The organism is Paraburkholderia sp. HD33-4, assembly GCF_021390635.1.
Classification (GTDB): domain Bacteria; phylum Pseudomonadota; class Gammaproteobacteria; order Burkholderiales; family Burkholderiaceae; genus Paraburkholderia.
The window spans coordinates 1,101,788-1,118,887 of sequence record NZ_JAJEJS010000002.1 but is presented as its reverse complement, the minus strand read 5'-3'; the positions used below and the strand labels follow the sequence as shown (position 1 = coordinate 1,118,887).

The window sequence follows — 17,100 nt, the reverse complement described above, 5'->3', positions numbered from 1 at the left end:
ACTGGCAAGGGGCCAGCATGAGCTCGCCACCCAGCCGCAAGCATTCCGCACGCCGCGCCGATACCACGGGGCGCGGCATCCAGCATCTCGCCAACCGCCTGCGCGCCGCGCGCCGCAGCGTTCGCAGGCTCGACGCGGCGCTGCGCAGGCCCGGCACGTACCGGCATCCGGCGGGCAGAATCGTCAGGATCGAAACGCATATTTCCGTCGTGTATCTCGCCGGGCGCTTCGCCTACAAGATCATCAAACCCGTCGCACCAGGTTTCGCGGACTTTACCGCCGCCGCGACACGCAAGCGCTGCTGCGAAGCCCAGCTTCTTCTGAACCGGCCACTCGCGCCAGGTCTCTACGCCGCAGTGTTGCCCATTGCGCGCCACGCCAGCGTGCTGACCCTCGGGTCCGGCGGCGCGGTCGTCGAGCACGCGGTCAAAATGCGCCGCTTCGACGAGGCGATGCTGTTTTCGAGTCTCGCGGCAAAGGGAGCGCTGACGCCCCGCGATATAGACGACGCGGCAAAGCGGCTCGCCGGCTATCACTTGAGGGCGCCACGCAACGCGCCTTCGCCGCGTTACGGCAGCGCCAGGCTGGTGCGAATGCAGATCGAAACGATCACCGCCGCGCTGGTGACGAATCGCAGTCATCCCGCCCTGCCCGGTATTGCCGCTTGGTGCGCGCGCCAGCTCGATGAACTGGCGCCGGTGATCGAGCGGCGCCGCGCCGCGGGTTTCGTGCGCGGCTGCCACGGCGATCTGCATCTGGACAACGTGGTTCGCTGGCGCGGCGCAATCGCGATGTTCGACTGTATCGACTTCGACGATGCGCTACGCTGGATCGACGTCGCCGCGGACGTCGCGTTTCTCGTGATGGATCTGGGCGCGCGAGCGGAGCCCCGTCTGGCCAATCGCCTCTTGAATGGTTGGCTGGAAACGTCGGGCGACTATGCGGCGCTTTCGCTGATGCCTTTATACATTGCCTATCGCGCCCTGGTGCGGGCGTGGGTCGCGTGTCTGAAAGCGGGACACGCGCCGGGCCGGAACGCTGTGGTCCCGCAACCGGCCCTGCGCTACCTCGAGGTCGCGCACGCGCAGACGCAGAAGCCGAAACCCGTTCTGCTGACGTGCCATGGCTATTCCGGTTCGGGGAAATCGGTCGCGAGCCGGGCACTCGCCGACCTGTGCGGCGCGGTGCGCGTGTCGAGCGATGCCGAGCGCAAGCGTCTGCGGCCAGCGCCCGACTCGCACACGGCGCTTGGCGCCGAACACTACACGTCGGTAGCGCGTCACGCGATCTACGAACACCTTCTTCGCGTCGCGCGCGTCGTGCTGCAAAGCGGACACAGCGTGATCGTCGACGCGACCTTTCTCGAGTGGCGTCATCGCAGCGCGTTTTTCGAGCTCGCCGGACAGCTCGGCGTGGCGGCCCGCATTCTCGACTTTCAAGCCGAGCGGGCGGTGCTCGCGCAACGCATCGAGGCCCGCCGGCAGGGTCCGCGCGATCTGTCCGATGCCGACACCGCCACGCTCACACAACAACTTGCGAGCGCCGACGCGCTGACTTCGACGGAGCAGACGCTCACTTTGTCATTCGACACTGCGGTACCCATCGCGACGTTCGAATCCCCGGCGTTCTGGCGCCTCGTGCTTGAACTGATGCGGCCGCGCATGGAACCCGCCACGGCGGCCTCGCTCGCTACGTGCAGAACCTGAAGAAACCGCTATGCAGCAGCACGGGTTTGGCGCCGACCTCATTGAGCAGACGCGCTGCCCCCTGTTCGATCTGGAATCGATGCGCAACGAACGCCTCAATCAGATCGTCTTCGCGCAGCGAGCGCGCGCCGAAATGATCTTCGAGCGCTTCGGCCGTGATCGCGCACTGCACGGGCTGATCGTCGACGAGCGCAGGAAACGCCAGCGCCAGATCTCGACCGCAATACTCGGGGGGGCTGGATGGAAAGGAAATGTGCATGATGGAGTCCCCTTCGGGCATGAAATGGCGCGTCGGCGGATTCTCGACGCATCGGACGCGGTGCGACCTTCCCAGCTTAGCCACGCGATTCCCGGCGGACTTGATGCATGTCAACGCGGCCGGTGCCGGTGATGGCGCTGGCGAGCGGCACGCCGCTCACGATGGCGCAGCAAGACCCCCACCGAGCGCCGCATACAGCGCGACCGTATCCTGCAGACGCTGCGCGCTCGCCTGCAGCCACGCGATGCGGGCCTGGTGATACTGGCCGTCCGCGATCAGAATCTCCAGATAGCCGGCGGTGCCGGCAAGATAGGACACCTTCAGTAGCCGCAGCGCTTCGGCCGCCGACTGCACCGCACGGGTCTGCGCCTCGACGATCTGCGCGTCGTGCTCTAGCGCGCGCAGCGTGTCGGCGACCTGGGAGAAGGCCGCCAGCACGACTTCGCGATAGGCGGCCTGCGATTCCTGGTACTCGGCGATCGCGGCCTTGCGCTGAAACCACAGCGCGCCGCCATGAAACACCGGCGCGGTCAACCCCGCGGCGAGGCTCCATACCTGCCCGGCCGAGTTGCCTAGTTCACTAAACACCATGCTGTCGAGACCACCCGACGCCGACAACGTGATCTGCGGAAACATCGCCGCCGTCGCCACGCCGATGTTCGCGCTCGCCGCATGCAAGACTGCTTCGGCCTGAAGGATGTCGGGCCGGCGTCTGACGAGCGAGGACGGCAGCGTCCGCGGCAACAGCCCCGGCAGCGTGATGTCCTGCAACGATAGCGCCGGCGCACTCCACTGCACCGGGTACATGCCCGCCAGTAACGCGAGCAGATGCTCGGCTTCCGCGCGCTTCTGTTCGAGTCCCGGCACCGAGGCCTCCAGCGTGGCCATCTGGTTCTGCAACGACAATACGGCCGACCACGCGCTCGCGCCCGCCGTGACCTGCGCCTCGGTGATCCCGATCTGCTCGCGCACGAGCCCGATCATCTCCTTCGTCGCCGCTATCTCGTCGCTGTACGCGGCTCGCGCGATCATCGTATTGACGACGTTGGCGGCGAGCGTCAGGTAAGTGGCGGCGAGCGCGTAGCGCTGTGCGTCGGTTTGCGCGGTGAGCGCCTCGACTTCCCTGCGTTCGCCGCCCCAGATATCCAGCGTGTAGCTGATCGTGGCCGACAACGTGAGCAGATTGAACACGGTCGGCGGTGCCGCGACGCCATTGCGCAACGGCGAGTAGCGCTGGCGCGTCGCATCGGCCCCAGCATCGATCTGCGGATAGAAGATGCCCGCGCCCGCGCGCAACAGGTCGTCGCTGCGCCGCAGGGCCGCCTCGCCGCCTTCAAGGGTCGCGTTGCCGGTCAGTGTCTGATCGACGGCGGCGTCGATCGCGGTGCTGCCGAACGCGGTCCACCAGTCGTCGCGCACGCCGACATCCGGTGTCAACATCTGCGTGCCGCCCGGCGCCGCAAAGCTCTGCTGTTCGGTCTTCTCATACTGGTCGACAGCCGGCGCGGCCGGTCGCGAGAAATCCGGGCCGACCATGCAGGACGCAATGAGCGCGGCGCAGGGCATGAACGCGGCATAGCGCGCGAGGCGCACGTTGCGCAAGATGCATTGTCGGGCGAAATCAAGGCGCCGTTTATTTCGCAGCGATATACACATCGACTATCTGCCCCGGAAAAAGACGCATGCCGGCTTGCGGCACGACGCGGAACAGCACCGGCAGCACACGGACGTCGACACGCTCCGTGCGCTGATCGGTCAGCTGGATCTTCGGCGTCACATAGGGCTGCACGCGCATGAATCGCAACTCGGCCTGCACCGTGGTGCCGCGGATGAACATCGTCGCTTTCGCGCCGCGCAGATCTGGCAAGTGGCTGATCAGTATCTCGTCGACGTAGCAGCGCACGGCGAGCTGATCCGAAGGCGTGCCCAGCACGAGCGGTGGCGCGCTGCCTTGCGCATAGGTGTCGTACACGCCCTGCGGCGACAGATAGGCACCGAGCGCGGTATTCACCGACAGCACCACGCCGTCTGCCGGCGCACGCAACGTGTAACGGTCCAGTTGCGCGGTCGCCGCCTCGGCCGCCTTGCGTAGCGCCTCGACCTGGCGTTCCTGATTGCGCACGTCGAACGACCATGCGCCGGCGCGCGTAAGGTTGTACTGGCGCGTCACCACTTCCTGATTGGCGCGCGCAACAGCGACGCCGTTGGCGGCATTGTCGAGGGTGTCGCGGCTCACGGCCTTCGGGTCGATCTCGTATGCGTGCTTCTGCTTGTCGAACTGATCCTGCGCCATCTTGAGACTCGCGTTTGCCGCGACCACTTGCGCGCTCGCGACGTTCAGCGTCTCGGGCCGCGGTTGCGCGCGCAGTTCGTCGAGCAGCGACTGCGCGGCCTCGGCCTGCGCGACAAGCTGCGCGGCGGTGGCCGTTTGCACGGCGTCGTCGATCGTCAGCAGCGCCTGGCCGCGGCTCACCCGGTCGCCGTCATGGACGAGCACTTGCGTGACTGCGCCCGACACGTCGGGATAAATATTGATGTTCTCGCCAGCGGCCTGCTCGCTCTCGACGATACCGGTTGCGTAGACACCGTGCGCATAAGGGTTCGATGCGGGATTGAAAACGGGCGGCTGCGGCGCCTGCTGGATACCGTAGACCCATGCCGCCGCGATGCCCGCCAGGAAGCCCGCGAACGCGAGCGCAAACAGCAGTTTCTGTTTCACTTGCCGCCTCCCGCGTCGATCGTCTTCAGCTTGCCGTCTTCCATGTGCATGACGCGATCCGCGTACTCGAAGATGCGGCTGTCATGCGTCACGATGACGATGCAGCGATGCGCGTTGAGCACCTTGTGCTTGACGAATTCGATCACCGAGCGGCCGTTGTCGCCATCGAGCGAGGCGGTCGGCTCATCGAGGATCAGGATGTCGGGCTGGCTGACGATCGCGCGCGCAATGGCGACACGTTGCTGCTCGCCGCCCGAGAGCTTCACCGGCGGCAGCGCCGCCCGGTTCTTCAGACCCACCACGTCGAGCCACCTCAGCGCCTCGCTGATCGATTCGTCCCAGTCGCGGCGTTTCAGGATCAGCGGAATCGCGACGTTTTCCGCCGTGGTCAGACGCGGAAACAGGTGATAGTCCTGAAACACGAAGCCGATGCGCTTGAGTCTGAGATCGGCGATCGCGTCGTCGCCCAGTTGCCACATATCGACGCCGTCGATCGTCACCGTCCCGGAGTCGGGCCGCAAGATGCCCGAAATGACGCTGAGCAGCGTGGTCTTACCGCTGCCCGACGGCCCGACGATCAGCAGCATCTCGCCGAAATAAGCCTGCATCGCGACATTGGCGAGCGCCTGAGTGCGCGCGTCGCCCTCGCCGAACGACTTGTTCACACCACGTGCATCGATCGCGACCGCTGCCATGGCTAGCCCCGGAAAATATCGAATGGCTCGATGCGCAGCACCCGGCGCACGCCGAGATAGCTCGACGAGGCGGCGATCACGACGACCATCGCGAACGCGAGCGCGAGGTTGCCTAATGTGATGATCGCCGCGTAATCGGGAATGCGCAGCCGCGCGAGGCTGATCGACGCCGCGCACAGTCCCACGCCGAGTCCATAGCCCGTCAATGCGGTGAAAGTGGCCTGAAACAGGATCATCGCGACGAGTTCGTGGCTCTTCGCGCCGATCGCTTTCAGCGCGCCGAACTTCTCGAGGTTCTCGAGGATGAACGTGTAGAAGGTCTGCCCCGAGATCGACAGACCGACGATAAAGCTGATCGCCGTCATCAGCAGGATGTTGGTGCCGAGGCTCGTTTCGTATTTGTAGAAGCGCGAGATGCGCTGCATGAACTCCTTTTTCGTATAGGCCACATATCCTAGCGATGCGACGACGCGCTTGATGTGCGCAACGTCCGCGTCGGTTTTCGGCTCGACGAGAATGTAGGAGGTGGTGTAACGCGTGGTCGGAATATATTCGACCGCCCGCGTGTAGGTGGTGTAAAGCGTCGGTGTGCCAAACAGGCCGCTGCTAGCCACCGTCGCGATCCCTACGACGACGCCGCGGTGATCGTTGAGTTCGAAATCGGTGCCGAGCCGCGGGTTGTGCAGCTTCACGAACTCGGCGTCGTCGATCGCGACGAAGCCGTTCTCCGCGTAGATGTCTTCGATCCGGCCGGCCTTCATTTTCGGCCAGCCGAACAGACTCGCGTCGTCGAGTCCGATGATCGTGACCGCCTGGTAGGTGCCGTCGCGCAGGCGCACCAGCGCCGCGCCCGAATAGAGCGGCACCGCGTATTTGACGCCGTCGATGCTGCGCACCGCGTCGAGCACATAGTCAGGCATGCCGATGCTGCTCGCGATCGTCTGCACGGCCGGGTCCATCACCCAGACCTTCGCACCCACGTTGATCACCGTCGATGACGACTTGTTCAGAATGCCCGCAAACAGTGAGGTCATCTCGATCATCAGAAACACCGCGAAGGTAATCCCGACGAGCAGCGCCGTGAACTTCGCGCTGTCGTTGACGAGCAGCTTGAACGCGAGTCGCAGGATTCCCTTCATATGCGCCGTTCCTTTCGCTTGCGAACGCTGACATGCGCCTTCACTAGTCGCCGTTCGACTGGCTGTTGAGTAACGCGACGACCGTGGTGATCGACACCATCACGATGACGACGCCACAACGAAACGCAAAGACATTGTCGAAAATCAGCCCATGCAGCGCCCACGCAAGCGCGCCAAGGGCGACGAAAACGCAGATGACCGAAAGCACGATCCGATACATGTCGCGCACCATGATGTCCTCCCGATCAGGCTGCACGCACGCGCCTCGCGTTCAGCCTCGCTGCAATCTTCGATCGTTACCCAATTTGCGGTTTGACCTGAATCAAGCGCCGACGACAAATGCTCCCCATCCGCGGGCAAGCGCGTCGCGCAACTCATCGTGTGTCGAGGCGCCGTCGGTCAGTGGCGGCGCCCTCGCGCCGCGATCGTTTCGAGTTCTTGTTCCGCGAGATCGAACGCGCCACGAATCGCCGCCTCGGCGTTGCCGCCGGCGCAATGAGCGATCGGCATTAATTCGTGAGCGGGCGTGATCAGATCGAGCCGGACGTCGTAAAGCAGACCGGTGTGGTCCGGGTGCAACGCTTCGATTGCCAGATGGCAGTTCGGCACGAGCGCTTCGAACCGCACGAGACGCACCAGTTGCGCACCTGCCTCCGCTTCAAGCTGCGCCGCGCCGGGGAAGCCAAGATAGACAATCTGCATGCCGATGCCCATCCTCTCCTCCCGCTTCGTATCTTGACCTTACGCTCTGCGACCCGTTGGTGGTCGGCGCCGGTTACCACAGGTTCATAATGTTCCGACGCAAAACCTGGTCATTGACCTGAGTCAAGCGCGATGCAGAGCGGTGCAAGCGGTCATCTATCCGCGCGCGACGCCGAATACCTGGCGGCGCTTAAAAGCGCGCGCTCATCGCGGGTACCTGTTGATCGGGCGGGAACACACCCCACGAACCATTTCCGTGCCGGAAAAAAACGATCGTCAGGGGTCTTGAAGAAATCGCGCCTTCGAGCCTGACGTAACGCGCCCGAGTGATCGCCATGCGGCCGGTGCGCACGACATGCGCGGGTGTCGCGTGAGTTGGCGCAAGCCATTTCTCGACCAGTGCCCGCAGCGGAATGATGGTGTCGTTCATTGCCTACTCCTCAGTCTCGTCGGCTTTGACGCCGTGCAATGCGGCGTGCCGTCGAATCTATTATTGGCAACGGACCACGATATCTAAATCAGCGACGGCGGAAACGCGGGTAGTCCGTCGAGACCGATCGTAGGAATCCGCCGACCCACGATGAACGCCCGGACGACAGCGTTACCCAGGCGCGGACTGATTCCCTGGATTGAAACGCACGCATGCGCCGCTGGCTCCGTCATTTCGCCGCGCGCATCCATGCACGAAACTCGCCCTCGACCTCGACGATCGCATCCGCACAGGTCGAATACAGCAGGCTCGCGTTGCCGTCGGTGTCGTACATGCCGCGGCACATCGCTTTGAGCTGGATCAGCGTGTCGCCTTCGTCCGTCTGCTCCTTCAGCGCCGCGAGATACACGTAGCCGAACGAATGCGGTCGCGCGGTTTCGATCTGCGTGTCGTCAGCGCGAACGATACGACTTATGGAATGCGCGGCGACGAACGCGCGTGCGCGAACCCACACCGCCTCGCAATCGACCTGAGCTTCGCAACGCACGGAGGCCTGCCGGCGCGCCTCGAACAACGCGGCTTCCTCGCGGCGGAAGGCCGCTTCGCGCGCTGCGCTCGCGCAGCCGGCAATCAGCACTTGAGCGAGCATCGACACGCAGAGCCAGCGCGCGGCACGTTTCATGACTGCCCCTCGACCGACGCAGCCGGCGGCGCGCAGGCGCCTGTCGCGGCCAATTCGGCGATCTCGGCGGTGATCTCGTCCTGCCGGACGATCCGATAGTCACGCGTGAGTGACTGCAACCGGTCCTTCACATGACGGCTCGCCGCCAGCATCGCGGCGACGCGCGCCGCGTTTTCCGCCGCGAACGACTGCATCAGGCCATCGCACAGTTCGACGTACACGTAGCGCTCGGTGAGGCCCGTCAACAACTTGTCGAGCGGCAGATTCAGCAGCGGCGCCTGGCTGTTTGAAGGTACGCTGAAGCGCGTGAAATCGAATGGCACGAGCCGCCGGGTCACGATGCGCTCGTCGAGGCCGGGGCCGGGCGTCGCGTGCACGAGCCACACCTGCGAGGACGTATGATCACGAAAGCGCGCGAATACCGCGTCCGCGAGCTGGCCGGCCACGCGCATCACGTCTTCCGCGTGCGCGGCCATTCCCATGGACCAGCCGTAACGCATCGCGCGTTCCTGCGCGAGCATCGCGCCGCGCGTGCCGACGATGAAAATCTCGCCCGGCTCATCCGCCTTCAGTCGTTCGACGCGCGCGAGCAGATGCTCGTTGAAGCCGCCGACGAAACCCTGCTCGGTGCACAGCACGATGAGAATTCGCGCGACGGGTTCCGGCGGCGCAGAGGTGGCCGGGTCTGCCGACGGCGCAGCCGCCAGCGCCATGCCGATCGCCTCGCCAACCGTCGCCGCCGCCGAGCGGATGCCCGCGAGCCGCGCCTGCGCCTCGCGCTCGCGCGCGGCAGCGATGCCGCGCATTGCGCCGATCACCGCCTCGAGCTGCTTCGCCGAAGCAATGCGGCCCCCGATCTCACTGAGCTTGCTGGTCATTGCGACTCCATTCCGCTTGCGGCCGCTCCGGTGGCGACCGGCTCTGGAATCCCCACGATAGCGGTACGCCGTGGATGAACTCTGATCCTGATCAAACCTCGCAGGCGACGCCGTCCGCAGACCGGCGCCGGGACCCGCGTGCCGCTGCCGATCCGCGCTCCATTGACGACGATCAAGCCGAACCTGCGCGGCTCTCTTACGCTGACGATGCACACGGCGACGGCCAAGTAATCACCCCGCAACGAGGACGACATGAGAGCGGCCCTGATCGTTTCGATTCTGTTTGCGCTGCTTTGCATGCCCGGATGCGGGACCGATCCGGCGCAGGCGGCGGATCACGAACTCGCCGCGGCGTTCGCCGACGTGCTGGACCTGTACAACGCACGCCTCGACCTGACAGCACAGGCACTCACGCTCGCGCGCGGGCATTTGCCGCCCGATGCGCCGGTGCTCGCGAAAGTGGAAAGCTCACGCGCGGCCGTCGCGGATCTGCATGCATCGCCGGCGCTGCTCGAATCGCCCGCTTCTTTTGAACGCTTCGATGTCGCGCAACGCGATCTGACCGACGCGATTTCGCAACTGCTGATCGCCTGCGAAGGTGTCCACCGTCTTAGCGCAAGCCCGCCGTTTCGCGCGCTGCAGTCTCGGCTCGCCTCGTCGGCCGGCCGGATCGCCTTCGCGCGCGAGCGCTACGACGAAGCGGCACGGCGCTACAACGCGTCGCGTCACCGCTTTCCTTTGCACCTCGCGGATCTCATGCATGCGGAGCCCGACAAGCCGATTTTCACGGTGCCGGACCCAACGCCTGTCCACCGTCATCCACGCACCGACTTCGGCGCGTTGCGCGGTTCGCTGCGGGTTTAGCGTCGCACGAGTCCCGAAACGGGCGCGGGTCATCGCTGCCTGCGCCATGCGACGCACGGCACGAACTTTGGCGTCACCGCCCCCGCGCAAGCCCGTTGCCGGCCAGCTTCGCGGTATGCGCGGCGTGATCAATGCGGTAATTGCCTCCTTGCGCCTCATTTCAGGAAACGCTGAATAACGTCGCCTGCTACGCGGAAAGCGTGCGCCATCGAACTGGCGCTGCACACAGGTGACATGCACTGTCTGCTGCGGATAGCAGATAATGGAAGCGCGGGCTTTGCGATTTCGGTTACGGTTCCCTTGCAATCGATGCAACAGGAAGATATCGACCCATGATCAAGGTGTTGCTGGCTGACGACCACACGCTCGTGCGCGATGGGTTGCGTCATATCCTGCAGCAAGCGAGCGGCTTCGATGTGTCCGGCGAAGCGTGCGACAGCGCGACGACGGTCGCGCTGATCCGCACCACGCACGCGCACGTGCTCGTGCTCGATCTGTCGATGCCAGGACGCAATGGAATAGATCTGATCAAACAGATCAAGGACGAAAAACCCGACCTGCGAATTCTCGTGCTAACCATGCACGCCGAGCAGCAATACGCGGTGCGCGCATTCAAGGCGGGGGCGTCCGGCTACCTGACCAAGGAAAGCGCCAGCGCGGAGCTGGTCGGCGCGGTGACGAAAGTCGCGTCCGGCGGCGTCTATGTGAGCGTCGCGATGGCCGAGCGCTTCGCACAGGCTCTGAACGAGCCGGTCGACGCGTTGCCGCACCAACGGCTGTCCGATCGCGAATTCGACGTGTTCCGGCGTATCGTCGAGGGCCAGAGCATCACCGAGATCGCCAACGAACTCTGCGTCAGCGTGAAGACGATCAGCACGCACAAGACGCGCATCCTCGACAAAATGCAGATGCAGAGCGAGAACGGCCTCGTTCGTTATGCGATCCGCCACAAGCTGTTCGACGACGAAACCGACCTGTAGCGGTTTCACGCCGCTCCCTCGCGCCTGTCTACCGCCTCTAAGAATTTTCCTACAACGATTGCGTTAACTCCTGGCCTCGCTTAAAGCGCCGCTGATACAGTTTTCGCATGCCGTCGCCAATACTGGTCGACATGGGCTCATGTTTTCCGGCTACCCATTCTTCGACAAGACGCCGGAATTCGAACTAGCCTGTCGCAGCATCGCAAGCGTTGCGAATGCTCGTCGTGCGCGTCCTGCGCAACGAACCCGGAGACGACCATGCAGACTGTAGCCGCCAGCGAACCCCGCCATCAGGCTCATCACAAGGTGCCGCCAACCGCGACCGTCATCCCGATTCGGGCCGTCTCTCCCGGTATCCCGGCGCGGCATCGTCCGGCTGGATGCTCCACCTGCGCGTTGCGCGCGGTCTGCATGCCGCCCGAGCTGACACCAGACCAACTCTCCCAACTCGACGCGGTGATCAGCTCGACGCGCTCGGTCAAACGCGGCGACGCACTGTATCGCGCGGGCGACACGTTTCACAGCATTTACGCGATTCGAGCCGGGTCGTTCAAAAGCGTGGTCATGCATCGCGACGGCCACGAGCACGTGACCGGCTTCCAGATTGCCGGCGACACGCTCGGCCTCGACGGCATCTGCGTGGGCAAACAGAATTGCGACGCGATCGCGCTCGAAGACAGCGTCGTGTGCATCATCCCGTTTGCGCAGCTCGAAGCAGTCTGTCGCGAGATGAAGCCGATGCAGCGCCACATCTACCAGATGATGAGCGGCGAGATTGTCCGCGAATCGAGCCAGATGATGCTGCTCGGCACGATGAGCGCCGAGCAGCGGGTCGCGACGTTTCTGCTGAACCTGTCGAAGCGCTTCAAGGCGCGCGGCTTTTCCGCCGCGGAGTTTCACCTGCGCATGACCCGCGAGGAAATCGGCTGCTATCTGGGCATGAAGCTCGAAACCGTGAGCCGGATGTTCTCGAAGTTCCAGCGCGAGCGCCTCGTGCACGCGAACGGCAAGACGGTCCGCATAGATGACGCGGACGGGTTGGCCAAGGTTTGAGCGCCGCTCGGATGCGCCGCGACGAGTGGCCGCGTCAGACTTGCGCAATCCCTACGCGAGACATCTGGAACGTTGACCTGCCTCAAACCTTCCGCGCTCCGGGGTGACACGATAATGACGCTGACCGCTTCCAGGGCCACGATCCGACAGGAGACTTCGACATGAATGATGTGGCGGGGATTGACGCGTGGGAGATCGGCGAACCGCACTTCGACAGCTCTACGCCGCTGGAACGGCAGCTGCGTTTTGCGCTGCGCTTTGCGGTACTCGCGCCGTCGAATCACAATGCGCAACCGTGGCGGTTCATCGTCGACGGCGGCACGGTACAGGTCTGCGCCGACCGCACGCGCGCGCTCGCCGTGGTCGATCCTTTCGATCGCGAGCTGCTGATAAGCTGTGGCGCGGCGCTGTTCAATCTTCGCGTGGCGCTGTGCCGTCTCGGTCTCGCTTATACAATCACCCTGTTTCCGTCGGAAGCGGATCCCGACATCGTCGCGCAACTATGCGTATCGCGCGACAGGCCTCGCGATCCGCAGTTGCACGAACTTTTCGATGCGCTGACGGCGCGCGTGACGACGCGTGCGCCGTTCGTCGACGAACCCGTTCCCGCGGCATTGCAACGCAAGCTGAGCGACGCCTGCGATGACGAAGGCGCGATCGCCTGCTGCGTCGAGCAAGCGGCCTCGCGCGAGGCGCTCGCGCACCTGATCGCCGAGGCGGATCACACGCAGTTCGCGGACCCGCGCTTCCGGCGCGAACTCGCCAGCTGGATCCATCCGCAGCGACGCGGCGACGGCATGCCCGCTTACGGTACCGCTGTCGGTGCGCTGCTCGATTTCGCGGCGCCGCTGGTCAGCCTGGCCGTCCGCGTATTCGATGTGGGCGCGGGACAGCCCGCCTCGCACGAGCGCCTCGTGCAAGGCTCGCCGCTGATGATCGGTATCGCCACGATGCGCGACGACCGCGAGGCCTGGCTCGCGGCGGGACAGGCGCTTGAGCGGACGCTGCTGGTCGCGGCATCCGCGGGACTGACGGCTTCCTATCTGAACCAGCCGATCGAAGTGGAGCCGCTGCGCGAGCGCCTCCGGACGCTGTTGCGCACAGACGCGATCCCGCAGCTTCTGCTTCGCGTCGGACGCGGTCCGCACGTGAGTCACGCCCCGCGGCGGCCGCTGGCCGATGTCGTGCGATAGGACCGCGCCGTAGGCCGGTTGATCGAGGTCAACAAGTGCCGTTTCGCCGCCCATAGACTCTTCTTATTCCGGATGCAGGAGCACGTACCGTGATTGCGCTAATCCGAAAATGTCTGCTCGTATGCGGGGCGTCCGTGCTCGCGGCCGGCGTCGCCTATGGCGAACCCGAGCCGAGCGCGCTGGTCGATCAGCAGCACTGCATGTTTTGCCATACGCGCGATGCGCCGTTTCTCGCGCCGTCGTTCCAGCAGATCGCCGAGCGCTATCGCAACGTGCCAAACGCGCAGACGATGCTCGAGCACAAGCTGCGGCTCGGCGGCAAGGCGCACTGGGGCGATACGCCGATGCCCCCGGCGGCAGAACGCGGCGGCCCGCTGTCCGCCGAGGACGCGCACACGCTCGTGCTCTGGGTACTAAGCCAATAAGACTGGAATCGCATCGACCAGGTCTATCTATCAACGCGATGCGACGCCACCGAGACCTCGGATGGCAACGTGACCTAAAAGGTCGTGCCCCGACCAGGATTGAGTCGAACGGGCTTCTTCACCCGAGCGCCACGTCCGCTGTGCTCGTTGACATGAATCAATCCCTTTTTCCGGACCGCTCATATCGTGTAGCCAGGTAATAGTCGTGGTTCGATGGTTTCGTTGATCGTGCCAGCCTATAACCGGAGGAACCACCATGGCCTGGAATCGGCGATACAGCCTGAGCAGCTATGTCAGATCGGCGCTTTGGGTTGTGCCGATCATTGCTCTTCTGACGGCGCTCGCGTTGAATCGGACATCGGAATTCATTGTCCATTGGGTTGCCGCGCACGGCGGATACGATCTGCGGCATGGCTTCCTGGATGTCAGCATGGAAGAGGCGCATGCCATTCTCGACCGGGTCTTTACCCTCAATCTGTCGTGTCTGGTCTTTACCTTCGGCTCGCTGCTGGTCGCGATTCAGGTGGCCGGCGGACAGTACACGCCACGCATCATCGCGACCACCCTGCTTCGCGACAACGTGATCCGCTGGATCGTAGGGCTATTCGTCTTTTCGCTGCTCTGGACACATCGCACGATGAGCGAAATCGGGCACTCGCACCTCGTGCCCCAATTGCAGTTGTTCATTGCGACGATCATCGGGCTCGGATCACTGATCGCCTTCATCGTGCTGATCGACTACTCGGCACGTTTGCTGCGCCCCGTCGCCCTTGTCGCACGCATCGCGGAACACGGTTTCGCCGTCATCAAAAGCATCTACCCGAATCCCGAGTCGGATGAGCGGATCCCCTGTCGATCCGCAAGCAGTCCCAACCCCATGCCCACGCCGCAGACGTTCGTCTCCGGCGACACTTGCGTCGTGTACCACGAGGGGAAGTCGGGGGTCGTGCTGGCGGCCAACCTGAAAGCGCTTCTGCGGGAGGCAACGATCGCCGGTTGTGTCATTGAGTTTGCCGTACAGATAGGCGATTTCCTCGCCACCGATGAGCCGCTCTTCTACGTTCATGGGAATCATGAAGCGGTCGACCATCGGCGACTCCAGAATCTAATAGCGCTCGGCATCGAGCGAACGATGGAACAGGATCCGATGTTCGCTTTTCGTATCGAGGCCGATATCGCGCTGAAAGCGCTTTCTCCGGCCATCAACGATCCGACGACAGCGGTGCTTGCATTGGACCAGTTGCACAGGCTCCTTCGCGTGGTTGGCAAGCATTCGCTGGCGAATCGCGAGGTCAAGGACGCTGCGGGCAACACCCGTGTGCTGTTCCGCACGCCAGACTGGGAAGACTACGTGCATATCAGCTTCAGGGAAATACGCCGTTGTGGCGCGGGCAACCTCCAGATCGAAAGGCGCCTGCGGGCAATGATCGAAAATCTGATCAGGACGCTTCCCGCGTCTCGCCATGATGCACTGCGGTGTGAACTCGATTTGCTGGACGCCCAGATCGTCGACAGTCACCGCTACGAAAGTGACAGACGACTCGCACACATCCCGGACACCCAAGGGCTCGGCGGCACATGGTATCGAAGCAGTACGATCACAAAACAGGAACCGTCAACTTCCAACGCGGTGTCCGATACCGGCTAACCGTGCACCCATCCTCCGCGCGATTCCGTGCGCGACCCTCTCGCCAGGTGCCGCATTCGACGCACATGCGAAGGTGCGGTTCGCTTTTTGTCGGCGCAATACTTCTGCTGTGCATGCTGCGAGCGTCGGCGCAGGAATTGGAGCCACGCGCGTATTCACGACCCAGAAATGGTCCGCCAAACTGGCCGTGTCGAACGGACTCGTCGTCAAAGCGGGCGGCAACTACAAGGCAATTTCGCTGGCGCTTCAGTACCGCTGGTTCAACTGAAGCCAGGGGGAAGAACTTCGACGCTGTCCCCTCCGATGCATTCGACGCCTGCTCTGACGCAGCGCCTTTGGCTCGCGGCGAGAAGTTGATACAGGTCAATCGGCATTGCATGGCCTGTCATATGCTGAAAACGCGCCCACAAGGCCTTCTGACGTTGCAAATCGAGGAGACAGATGATGAACACGAAAACCACAAAGTTCGGCGTTCACTCGGAGGCAGGCAAGCTGCGCAAGGTGATGGTGTGCTCGCCGGGTCTTGCGCATCAACGTCTGACACCCAGCAACTGCGACGAACTACTGTTCGATGACGTCATCTGGCTGAGCCAGGCCAAACGCGACCATTTCGACTTCGTCTCGAAGATGCGCGAGCGCGGCGTCGAGGTCCTGGAAATGCACAACCTGCTGACCGAAACGGTACGTGACCCGGAGGCGCTGAAGTGGATCCTCGATCGCAAGATCCGTCAGGATACCGTTGGCGTGGGGCTCGCCGGCGAGGTTCGGTCCTGGATGGAAGGTCTCGAGCCGCGCAAACAGGCTGAATTTCTGATCGGCGGTGTCGTGGCGGAGGACATTCCCGACACCGAAGAGACTCATACCCTCAAGATGTTCCGCGAGTATCTCGGCTACTCCAGCTTCGTGCTGCCGCCGCTGCCGAACACGCTGTTCACCCGCGACACCACCTGCTGGATCTATGGCGGCGTCAGCCTCAACCCGATGTACTGGCCGGCCCGCCGCCAGGAAACCTTGCTGGCCACCGCGATCTACAAGTTCCATCCAGACTTCGAAAATCAGGAATTCGAAGTCTGGTACGGCGATCCGGACCGCGATCATGGTCTCGCCACCCTCGAAGGAGGTGACGTGATGCCGATCGGCAATGGCGTCGTGCTCATCGGCATGGGTGAGCGTACCTCAAGGCAGGCGATCGGCGAGTTGGCCCAGAACCTGTTCGCCAAAGGTGCTGTCGAGCGCATTATCGTGGCGGGTATGCCGAAGTCGCGCGCGGCGATGCATCTCGACACGGTATTCACGTTCTGCGACCGGGATCTCGTCACGGTATTCCCCGAGGTCGTCAAGGAGATCGTCCCATTCTCGCTGCGCCCCGACGACTCCACCGCTATGAAACTGAACATCCGGCGCGAAGAGAAGCCATTTATAGAGGTCGTCGGCGAGGCACTCCGACTGCCGAAACTGCGCGTCGTGGAAACGGGCGGCAACAGCTTCGCCGCCGAGCGCGAGCAGTGGGACGACGGCAATAACCTCGTGTGCGTCGAGCCGGGCGTGGTCGTAGGCTATGACCGCAACACCTACACGAACACGCTGCTACGCAAGGCGGGCGTCGAAGTGATCACGATCACCGCGAGCGAACTGGGTCGCGGCCGCGGGGGCGGTCATTGCATGACCTGCCCGATCGTGCGCGACCCCATCGAGTATTGATTTGCAGCCGCGGCCGCCGCGGGCGC

18 protein-coding genes are annotated in these 17,100 nt (G+C 63.8%); 8 read left to right on the top strand and 10 right to left on the bottom strand.

Annotated elements, in window-relative coordinates; genetic code table 11:
* Window positions 1–17: 17 nt before the first annotated feature.
* A complete protein-coding gene (locus L0U84_RS24890) occupies window positions 18–1,706 on the top strand; it encodes a bifunctional aminoglycoside phosphotransferase/ATP-binding protein (protein WP_233853622.1) in 1,689 nt (562 codons plus the stop codon).
* On the opposite strand, the gene L0U84_RS24885 is transcribed toward L0U84_RS24890, so the two are convergent.
* The 10 genes from L0U84_RS24885 to L0U84_RS24840 form a co-directional block, all read right to left on the bottom strand.
* Window positions 1,690–1,965 (bottom strand): DUF1488 domain-containing protein, encoded by a 276-nt coding sequence (locus L0U84_RS24885; RefSeq protein ID WP_233853621.1) that lies wholly within the window; start codon window positions 1,963–1,965, stop codon window positions 1,690–1,692. The genes L0U84_RS24890 and L0U84_RS24885 overlap by 17 nt on opposite strands.
* A 156-nt stretch (window positions 1,966–2,121) precedes the next feature.
* Window positions 2,122–3,531: an efflux transporter outer membrane subunit gene (locus L0U84_RS24880; protein ID WP_233856774.1), complete on the bottom strand. Its 1,410-nt coding sequence runs from the start codon at window positions 3,529–3,531 to the stop codon at window positions 2,122–2,124.
* Between the two features lie 67 nt (window positions 3,532–3,598).
* Window positions 3,599–4,684 carry an HlyD family secretion protein gene (locus tag L0U84_RS24875; RefSeq protein ID WP_233853620.1) on the bottom strand — a complete coding sequence of 362 codons (1,086 nt, stop codon included), beginning with the start codon at window positions 4,682–4,684 and terminating at the stop codon, window positions 3,599–3,601.
* Window positions 4,681–5,379: an ABC transporter ATP-binding protein gene (locus L0U84_RS24870; RefSeq protein WP_233853619.1), complete on the bottom strand. Its 699-nt coding sequence runs from the start codon at window positions 5,377–5,379 to the stop codon at window positions 4,681–4,683. The genes L0U84_RS24875 and L0U84_RS24870 overlap by 4 nt, the downstream gene beginning before the upstream one ends.
* A 2-nt stretch (window positions 5,380–5,381) precedes the next feature.
* Window positions 5,382–6,518 carry an ABC transporter permease gene (locus L0U84_RS24865; protein WP_233853618.1) on the bottom strand — a complete coding sequence of 379 codons (1,137 nt, stop codon included), beginning with the start codon at window positions 6,516–6,518 and terminating at the stop codon, window positions 5,382–5,384.
* Between the two features lie 43 nt (window positions 6,519–6,561).
* Window positions 6,562–6,750, bottom strand: coding sequence for a DUF2964 family protein (locus L0U84_RS24860; RefSeq protein WP_233853617.1), 189 nt, complete (start codon window positions 6,748–6,750; stop codon window positions 6,562–6,564).
* Window positions 6,751–6,917: 167 nt separating this feature from the next.
* Window positions 6,918–7,232: a hypothetical protein gene (locus L0U84_RS24855; RefSeq protein ID WP_233853616.1), complete on the bottom strand. Its 315-nt coding sequence runs from the start codon at window positions 7,230–7,232 to the stop codon at window positions 6,918–6,920.
* 178 nt (window positions 7,233–7,410) lie between these two features.
* A complete protein-coding gene (locus tag L0U84_RS24850; protein WP_233853614.1) occupies window positions 7,411–7,650 on the bottom strand; it encodes a hypothetical protein in 240 nt (79 codons plus the stop codon).
* A gap of 229 nt (window positions 7,651–7,879) precedes the next feature.
* Window positions 7,880–8,332, bottom strand: coding sequence for a hypothetical protein (locus L0U84_RS24845; RefSeq protein WP_233853613.1), 453 nt, complete (start codon window positions 8,330–8,332; stop codon window positions 7,880–7,882).
* Window positions 8,329–9,210, bottom strand: coding sequence for a F0F1 ATP synthase subunit gamma (locus L0U84_RS24840; RefSeq protein WP_233853612.1), 882 nt, complete (start codon window positions 9,208–9,210; stop codon window positions 8,329–8,331). Before L0U84_RS24840 ends, L0U84_RS24845 begins: the two co-directional genes overlap by 4 nt.
* Window positions 9,211–9,462: 252 nt before the next feature.
* Between L0U84_RS24840 and L0U84_RS24835 the strand changes: the two genes are divergently transcribed.
* From L0U84_RS24835 to arcA, 7 genes are all read left to right on the top strand, one after another.
* The gene (locus tag L0U84_RS24835; RefSeq protein ID WP_233853611.1) at window positions 9,463–10,074 is read left to right on the top strand and encodes a LemA family protein; all 612 of its coding nucleotides are present in this window, start codon (window positions 9,463–9,465) and stop codon (window positions 10,072–10,074) included.
* A gap of 332 nt (window positions 10,075–10,406) precedes the next feature.
* Window positions 10,407–11,054, top strand: coding sequence for a response regulator (locus L0U84_RS24830; RefSeq protein ID WP_233853610.1), 648 nt, complete (start codon window positions 10,407–10,409; stop codon window positions 11,052–11,054).
* A 258-nt stretch (window positions 11,055–11,312) separates the two neighbouring features.
* Window positions 11,313–12,107 carry a fumarate/nitrate reduction transcriptional regulator Fnr gene (fnr, locus tag L0U84_RS24825; RefSeq protein WP_233853609.1) on the top strand — a complete coding sequence of 265 codons (795 nt, stop codon included), beginning with the start codon at window positions 11,313–11,315 and terminating at the stop codon, window positions 12,105–12,107.
* Window positions 12,108–12,268: 161 nt separating this feature from the next.
* Window positions 12,269–13,300, top strand: a complete 1,032-nt coding sequence (locus L0U84_RS24820) for an Acg family FMN-binding oxidoreductase (RefSeq protein ID WP_233853608.1) — start codon at window positions 12,269–12,271, stop codon at window positions 13,298–13,300.
* Window positions 13,301–13,389: 89 nt separating this feature from the next.
* The gene (locus tag L0U84_RS24815) at window positions 13,390–13,725 is read left to right on the top strand and encodes a c-type cytochrome (RefSeq protein WP_233853606.1); all 336 of its coding nucleotides are present in this window, start codon (window positions 13,390–13,392) and stop codon (window positions 13,723–13,725) included.
* 256 nt (window positions 13,726–13,981) lie between these two features.
* A complete protein-coding gene (locus L0U84_RS24810; protein WP_233853605.1) occupies window positions 13,982–15,373 on the top strand; it encodes a DUF2254 domain-containing protein in 1,392 nt (463 codons plus the stop codon).
* Between the two features lie 441 nt (window positions 15,374–15,814).
* On the top strand, window positions 15,815–17,074 hold the full coding sequence (gene arcA / locus L0U84_RS24800; RefSeq protein WP_442794046.1) for an arginine deiminase: 1,260 nt from the start codon (window positions 15,815–15,817) through the stop codon (window positions 17,072–17,074).
* Window positions 17,075–17,100: the final 26 nt, after the last annotated feature.